We start from the raw sequence: 6,428 nt of genomic DNA on the forward strand, positions 1-6,428 counted from the left end.
ACTTCCACAACCATCATATACAAGTTAAATCCATGCATTCGAACCGGTATTGACGGAAATGTAGACTTTCCCGTCTTCGATATGAAATGGCGTATAATATTGTCCACCATGAGCCGGAACATCATTCACAATCTGTAGTGTTTGTGCATTCAAATCCAGGATAGCGATCTTGTGAATCGGAACATCAATTCCAAAAGCTGCCCACGTTCCGCCAGTCGTAGCATCTACTGAATTTGGAACCACACGTGCGATCATTTTCCCGTTTCCAAGGTAAGCTCCCGTTAAAACTTTGTAACCCAATGCTTCTGTATTGAAGAAATAACCGTTGTTGAATGTGTTATCTCCGGCGTTGATTTTCAAAATTCCGGAAGGCTTTGTAGCTTGTGTATATCCTGCAGCCAAAGAACAGGTCGAAATCGTGTAATGGTTTCCGTTTTCATCTTCAATGATTGCCGGAGAACCTCCGTAATATCCGATTGGTCCGGTACGTGTGTCTTTCATCGTTGTCACGAAATTCAATCCCGGATAGGTGTAAACATTTACGTAAGCGGTGTCTGTCCGCGGTGTATCCCAGGAAGCGCCGTGCAGCGGATAGTAAGAAACATACAATTTCCCGTCAGCGATATACGAACCGGTAGGCCACATATTCAATTGCGCCATCGTATCGTTGTACAACACATTGAACACCACATTTTGAGTGGATGTAATCGACATGGAATTCGGGTTCAGGTTCATGAATTTACAATCGTAAGAACCTCCTCCCCACGGAGCGCTGATCGCAAATACATTTCCGTTAGAAGTATTGGTCAGAACATCCAAACGGTCGAATACAAAACTTCCCGCTGATGTCAACGTACTATTTTCAATTTTGTATCCTGTACAAATATTGTTGGTGTAATCCATCGCCAGGTATTTATTTCCAATCTGGTGGTAATACATCCATCCCATTTGTTCGATCCCGTTTCCGGAAGCTGAAATAGTTCCTGACATCAAATCTTCGGAAGTAACCAGGTATTCGGCATCGACGCCTGCACTGGTTGTTTTCAATCCTAAAACGTATCCCGATGTCGGAACGGTTTCTTCTTCTCCCGTTTTTTTCTTCTTTTTACAAGAAGCAATTGTTGTCATCCCCAACAGGGCAATTACAGCAATCACCAAGGTGCTTTTTGTTTTCATGTGATTTGTTTTATTAAACGAATTATTGCCTTTGCAGGTAGTAGCGCAGCTTGACATTAAAACTTCGTCCGGGTTTCTGCACCCGGAAATTATCATAGCACAATGCATCCATCAGGTTCATACAGGAAACCGAAACATTGTAACGCCCGGAATGACTGGTGAAACTTACGGAAGCATTGCTGTAGATTTGTCTTGGAATAATGAATTTGCTGTTGGCAGATCCCAAACTCGACCATTTCAAATAAAATTCTTCGACATAAGAAGTGGTCCAGTTGAATCCGATGCGTTGTTTGTATTTACCGAAGGGTTTGGTGTTAAAGGTAAAAGAAGCATTTCCGAACAAATAAGGCGCATTCGGAAGCCTGTCTCCGTACAAATCATCAGGTTCTCCGTTGTCTTTCAAAGAAGTGTTCAGAATATTCTGATACGTTGCATTCACTTCAATTCGGAACATGTCGTTATAGGAATAACCCACTGCACCTTCAAAGCAATTCACCTTTGCCTGTGCCAGGTTTTCGTAACGGGAAGTAATTCCGATCGCTACATTCCGTATCAGGTTTTCCGGCAAGCGGTACATGTAATTGAAATCCACATTGACCAAATGCTTTTTGAAGCGTTTTCCGAACAAAAATCCTGCATTGATATTCCGGCTTTGTTCCGGTTTCAAATCCGGATTTGGCAGAAGCAGCAATCCGTCACCAAATACTTCGTAGCCTTCCGGCAAACGGTAAGCACTTTCAAATGAAGCTTTCAACTGCAGATAGCTCAGTACGAAGTAACTTGTCGCGATTCCATATCCGGGTAGTTGAAAACGATTCTGAATCCGGTCGATCCCTCCTGTTTCAGTGTTCTCTTTGGATAATTCGGACCACATATTGAACATTTTTGCAAATACGGAGGTCGTCCATCGGTCCTTGAAAAGCTTTAATTGGTAAGCTACTCCGGTAAAATTCTTTGTGAGCGTATTCGGATCTTCAAAGGACAAAGGCCCTTGTTTGATCGGGTCGTGTCCTACCCTGGTAATCGTAGAATACGTATTATTGATTGTGAACTGGTGGTATTTTCCCAACTTGTAATTCAGGGAAGCAACTGCCAATCCTGCACGGTCATTAAAGGTGAAAAGCGTTTTGTACCAGTTCAATTCTCCCGAAGTATTCGACAATAATTTGCTGGTATATCCTCCTTCCCAATTGTAAATCCGGGAACTGGTATCTACCAATTGCTGCTTCACGGAACTATATAATCCGGACACTCTCAGTGACAGGTTCTTGACAAATAAATTCGATTTTTCGTATTTCAATGTTGGAATCAGACTTTGTTCCGTGCGGCGCACTTCACCCGCTACAATCGTCATATTTGCACCTTGCTGAATTTCCTTGTAAGTGGTGTTTCCGATCAATCCGATCAACAAACGATCTGCCCATTTCTTATTCACAAAACCTACTTCAACCATTCCGGTAGCAGATTTGAAAGCGTCATTGAAATGAGGTACTCGCGTTGTCCGCTCGTCGATTTTTCCGGTCTTTTTATCAAACAGGTTCACATCCACTTTGAAATTATTGTCGGAATAATTGTAGAACGCACTGGCACTGATGATGAATCCTTTTTTCGTTGTGTAACGCCCCACAACACTTGCCTGGTGTGTATTGAAGGATCCAAATCCATAAGAAACATCGAGGAAATTCCGCACCGCATTATTGGTCACAATGTTTACTGCTCCACCCAAAACATCTGCTCCCAATTGAATCGGAACCACGCCTTTGTAAATTTCAACGCGTTCTACATTGTTCACCGGAATGGCATTGATGCTGAAAGATCTTCCCATAATATCCGTCGGAAGACCATCCAGGAAAAAACGCACCTGGTTTCCGGTAAAACCGCTCAGGGAAAACACGAAATCCGAGCCCAAACCTCCGCTTTCACGAATCCGGACTCCTGTTGACTGGTTCAACACCTGGTTGACATTCAGATTTAAGTTCTGGACGGGTTTCATATCAATGGATTCGACTGCAAAAGGCTGTTCTTTTACTTCCTGAACTTTCGATTTCGCTAAAATTGTTACCTCATCAATCTGCGCCACTTTTTTTACCGAAAGAGCTCCCACGTTCAAACTCGGTTGATTCAGATGCAGATGTTTTTCCAACGGATTATGTTCTGCACTTTGTGTCTTTAACAGATACTTTCCATAAGGAACATGTTGAATGAAAAACTGGCCATTTTCGTCTGTAATGGCTCCTAATTCCGTTCCATCCAATGAAACAGTTACAAAAGGAACCGGCTGGTTATTTTCACTGATTTTTCCGCTTATGACCCCATTTTGGGACATTGAAACCGTACTAAAAATCAGGGAAATGAAGAAAATGAAATTTTTCACGAATTGTCTGTTTTACTTTCCTTTACAGAATTTTTTTGCAAAAATACGGCGCAACAGAAGCTAACATCAATACCCAATTCTAGCGTAATAAAGGATTCAAATACCATCCTAAGAGTATTTCCTCTCACTAAAAAGCAGGTATTCGAACTTTGAAACTAATTCGGTTTAGTGTAAAATCCTTTATACTGAATTTTAGCGTTATGACTTATTCAGGCATTTTAGTATTTCTTTTAGTTATACAGAGTGTGTAAATGTGGCAGAATCTTACCTTTAACAGGTGTTAATTTACTGATTATCAGACTCGTCCCAATATTGGGAAATTGGGATTTCGGGAATTCAAAAAAAGGCTTAAAAAGCTAAAATTTAATCACTTATATTTTAGAGTAAAACCTAATTCAAATAATTTTCCGATCTTTAATTGATTTCTAAAATTCATGGAAACAGTATCTGAAATTTGGGCGCGAATTGCTTATTACATTTCTCTTCGCTATTTACTGATTGCAGGAGGTGCATACTTCGTGTTTTATGTGTTGTTTCGAAGTCAGTTATTCCGGCAAAAAATTCAGCAGGTGTTCCCAAAGAAAAAACAGCTTGTATCGGAAGTCTTGTATTCTGTTCAAACGACTGTTATTTTCTCAACGCTGTTTCTCTTAGTTGTAGTCGTTTTCCGACCTTACACCAATTTGTATGCGCATATCGATCAATATGGAATCGGCTATTATTTGTTCACGATTCCGGTCATGTTTCTGATGCACGACACCTATTTTTACTGGATGCACCGCATCATCCATCACCCGAAATTATTCAGACACATTCATTTTGTTCATCATCAGTCCACAAACCCAACTCCCTTAGCAGCTTACTCTTTTCATTTCACAGAAAGCATCCTGGAAGGGCTGATTATTCCGATTATTGCCTTTACTTTGCCTGTTCATCCAAGTGCGTTTATCATCTTTTTGTTCGGACAATTTGTGATTAATGTCTACGGTCATTTAGGATTTGAATTGTTTCCTTCGGGATTTCAGAAAACGTGGATTGGAAAATGGATCAATACTTCCGTTGCGCATAATCAGCATCACAAGCACTTTAAGGGAAATTACGGGTTGTATTTTCTCTTTTGGGATCGCTGGATGGGGACATTGCGACCTGATTACGATGAGGCATTTGATGAAGTAAAAAACAGAAAAAAACACATTCATGGAGAATTACAAGGAAATTAACCGCGAACAATGGAATCAGCGTGTAGAACCGCATCTCGAATCTGACTTCTATGATGTAGCCGGTTTCATAAACGGACAAAGTTCCTTAAAGGATACTGAAATTGCGTTGTTGGGCGATATTAAAGGAAAACGGATTTTGCACCTTCAATGCCATTTCGGGCAGGATTCGATTTCAATGGCCCGGATGGGTGCAAGTGTTGTCGGCGCAGATCTTTCTGACAAAGCAATCGGGAAAGCACGTGAGCTGGCTCAATTGACTCAAACGGATGCAACGTTTGTTTGCTGCGATCTGTATGATCTTCCACAGCATTTAGAAGGACAATTTGATCTTATTTTCACGTCTTACGGAACTGTTGGCTGGCTGCCCGATCTGGATCGCTGGGCTTCTGTTATCCACCATTTTTTGAAACCCGGCGGAAAGTTTGTATTCGTAGAATTCCATCCGGTGGTTTGGATGTTTGACGATGACTTTCAAAAAGTAGGATATCGTTATTTCAAATCCGATCCGATCGTTGAAACGACTTCCGGAACGTATGCAGACCGCGATGCTCCTATTCACGCTACATCCATAAGTTGGAATCATGGAATGTCAGAAGTGATCGGAAGCTTACTGCGACACGGAATTCAATTACAGGATCTGCAGGAATACGATTTCGCGAATTACGACTGTTTTGCACATACCGTTGAATTTGAACCGGGGAAATTCCGGATTCAACATTTAGGCAACAACATTCCGATGATGTATTCCATCGTTGGCGTAAAATCACTTTAAAACTCAGAAACTATGGAAATCGCAGCTAAAATTGTTATCGGGCTGGTAGCCTTGTTCCACATATACATTATGTGGCTGGAAATGTTTGCCTGGACCACCAAAGGTCCGAAATCATTCAAGAATTTTGACAAGGATTTGTTCCCCAAAACCAAAGCGCTTGCTGCCAACCAGGGTTTGTATAACGGTTTTCTTGCCGCAGGATTAATCTGGACATTTTTCATCTGCAACAAGGAATGGCATTTCAATGTCAGCATGTTCTTCCTGATCTGCGTAGCAGTTGCCGGAATTTACGGTGCACTCACAGCAGATAAGAAAATCTTTTTTGTTCAGGCTTTGCCTGCATTAATTGGGATTGGCTTATTGATACTTTCTCCGAGGAAGTGTGATATGAAATGTCACAAGGATCCTGAAAATCCGATCCATTCTCAAACGAATGAATCTCCTGATTCTGAAAATGTTTATCTAATAGACTCTAAAGGCAGAAAACTAAGTGAAGCATTTCCCATCCACACAAACAATAAAGCTGATTTTTCGGACTCTCTCTTTTTTACTGTAAATTTTAAAGACGAATTAAATCGAATTAACAAGCTTGAATTTTATGGCCCTTCCCAATATGCAATCAATAACAGAGACGCGTTTAAAGTGACATTGAACGAATGGGGAGTCGTTTATTCTGAAAACCCCGGAATGGAGAATTATGTCCTACTTAAATCAACAGATGAACATGTCAATTCGGTCATTTCTTTAGCTTTGGTAAATATCCTAAAGCATAAAAAAGAAGTTGTAGAGAAAATTGTGAAACAGCACGGATAAAACTCCAATATAAGCCCTCCCCCTTTATCGCTCCTCCAAAGGGCGATTTCCCATTACATGGCACATCTTGCAC

General features: G+C 41.0%; 4 protein-coding genes and 1 pseudogene. 3 read left to right on the plus strand and 2 right to left on the minus strand.

All coding sequences use genetic code 11. The annotated features are described in order from the left end of the window. Positions 1–24: 24 nt before the first annotated feature. Together Q1V93_RS14090 and Q1V93_RS14095 are read right to left on the minus strand one after the other, a co-directional pair. Positions 25–1,176, minus strand: coding sequence for a DUF4374 domain-containing protein (locus tag Q1V93_RS14090; protein ID WP_300665555.1), 1,152 nt, complete (start codon positions 1,174–1,176; stop codon positions 25–27). Positions 1,177–1,198: 22 nt separating this feature from the next. Continuing rightward, a complete protein-coding gene (locus Q1V93_RS14095) occupies positions 1,199–3,550 on the minus strand; it encodes a TonB-dependent receptor (RefSeq protein WP_300665557.1) in 2,352 nt (783 codons plus the stop codon). A gap of 434 nt (positions 3,551–3,984) precedes the next feature. Between Q1V93_RS14095 and Q1V93_RS14100 the strand changes: the two genes are divergently transcribed. The 3 genes and pseudogenes from Q1V93_RS14100 to Q1V93_RS14110 all read left to right on the plus strand — a co-directional run. Next, complete coding sequence (locus Q1V93_RS14100; RefSeq protein ID WP_300665558.1) at positions 3,985–4,770, plus strand: sterol desaturase family protein; 786 nt, start codon at positions 3,985–3,987, stop codon at positions 4,768–4,770. Then, positions 4,748–5,542, plus strand: a complete 795-nt coding sequence (locus tag Q1V93_RS14105; RefSeq protein ID WP_300665559.1) for a class I SAM-dependent methyltransferase — start codon at positions 4,748–4,750, stop codon at positions 5,540–5,542. The genes Q1V93_RS14100 and Q1V93_RS14105 overlap by 23 nt, the downstream gene beginning before the upstream one ends. Before the next feature lie 12 nt (positions 5,543–5,554). Continuing rightward, positions 5,555–5,911, plus strand: a pseudogene (locus Q1V93_RS14110) (DUF1304 domain-containing protein); the annotation flags it as partial. Positions 5,912–6,428 lie beyond the last annotated feature (517 nt).

The organism is Fluviicola sp., assembly GCF_030151805.1.
Taxonomy (GTDB): Bacteria; Bacteroidota; Bacteroidia; order Flavobacteriales_D; family Crocinitomicaceae; genus Fluviicola.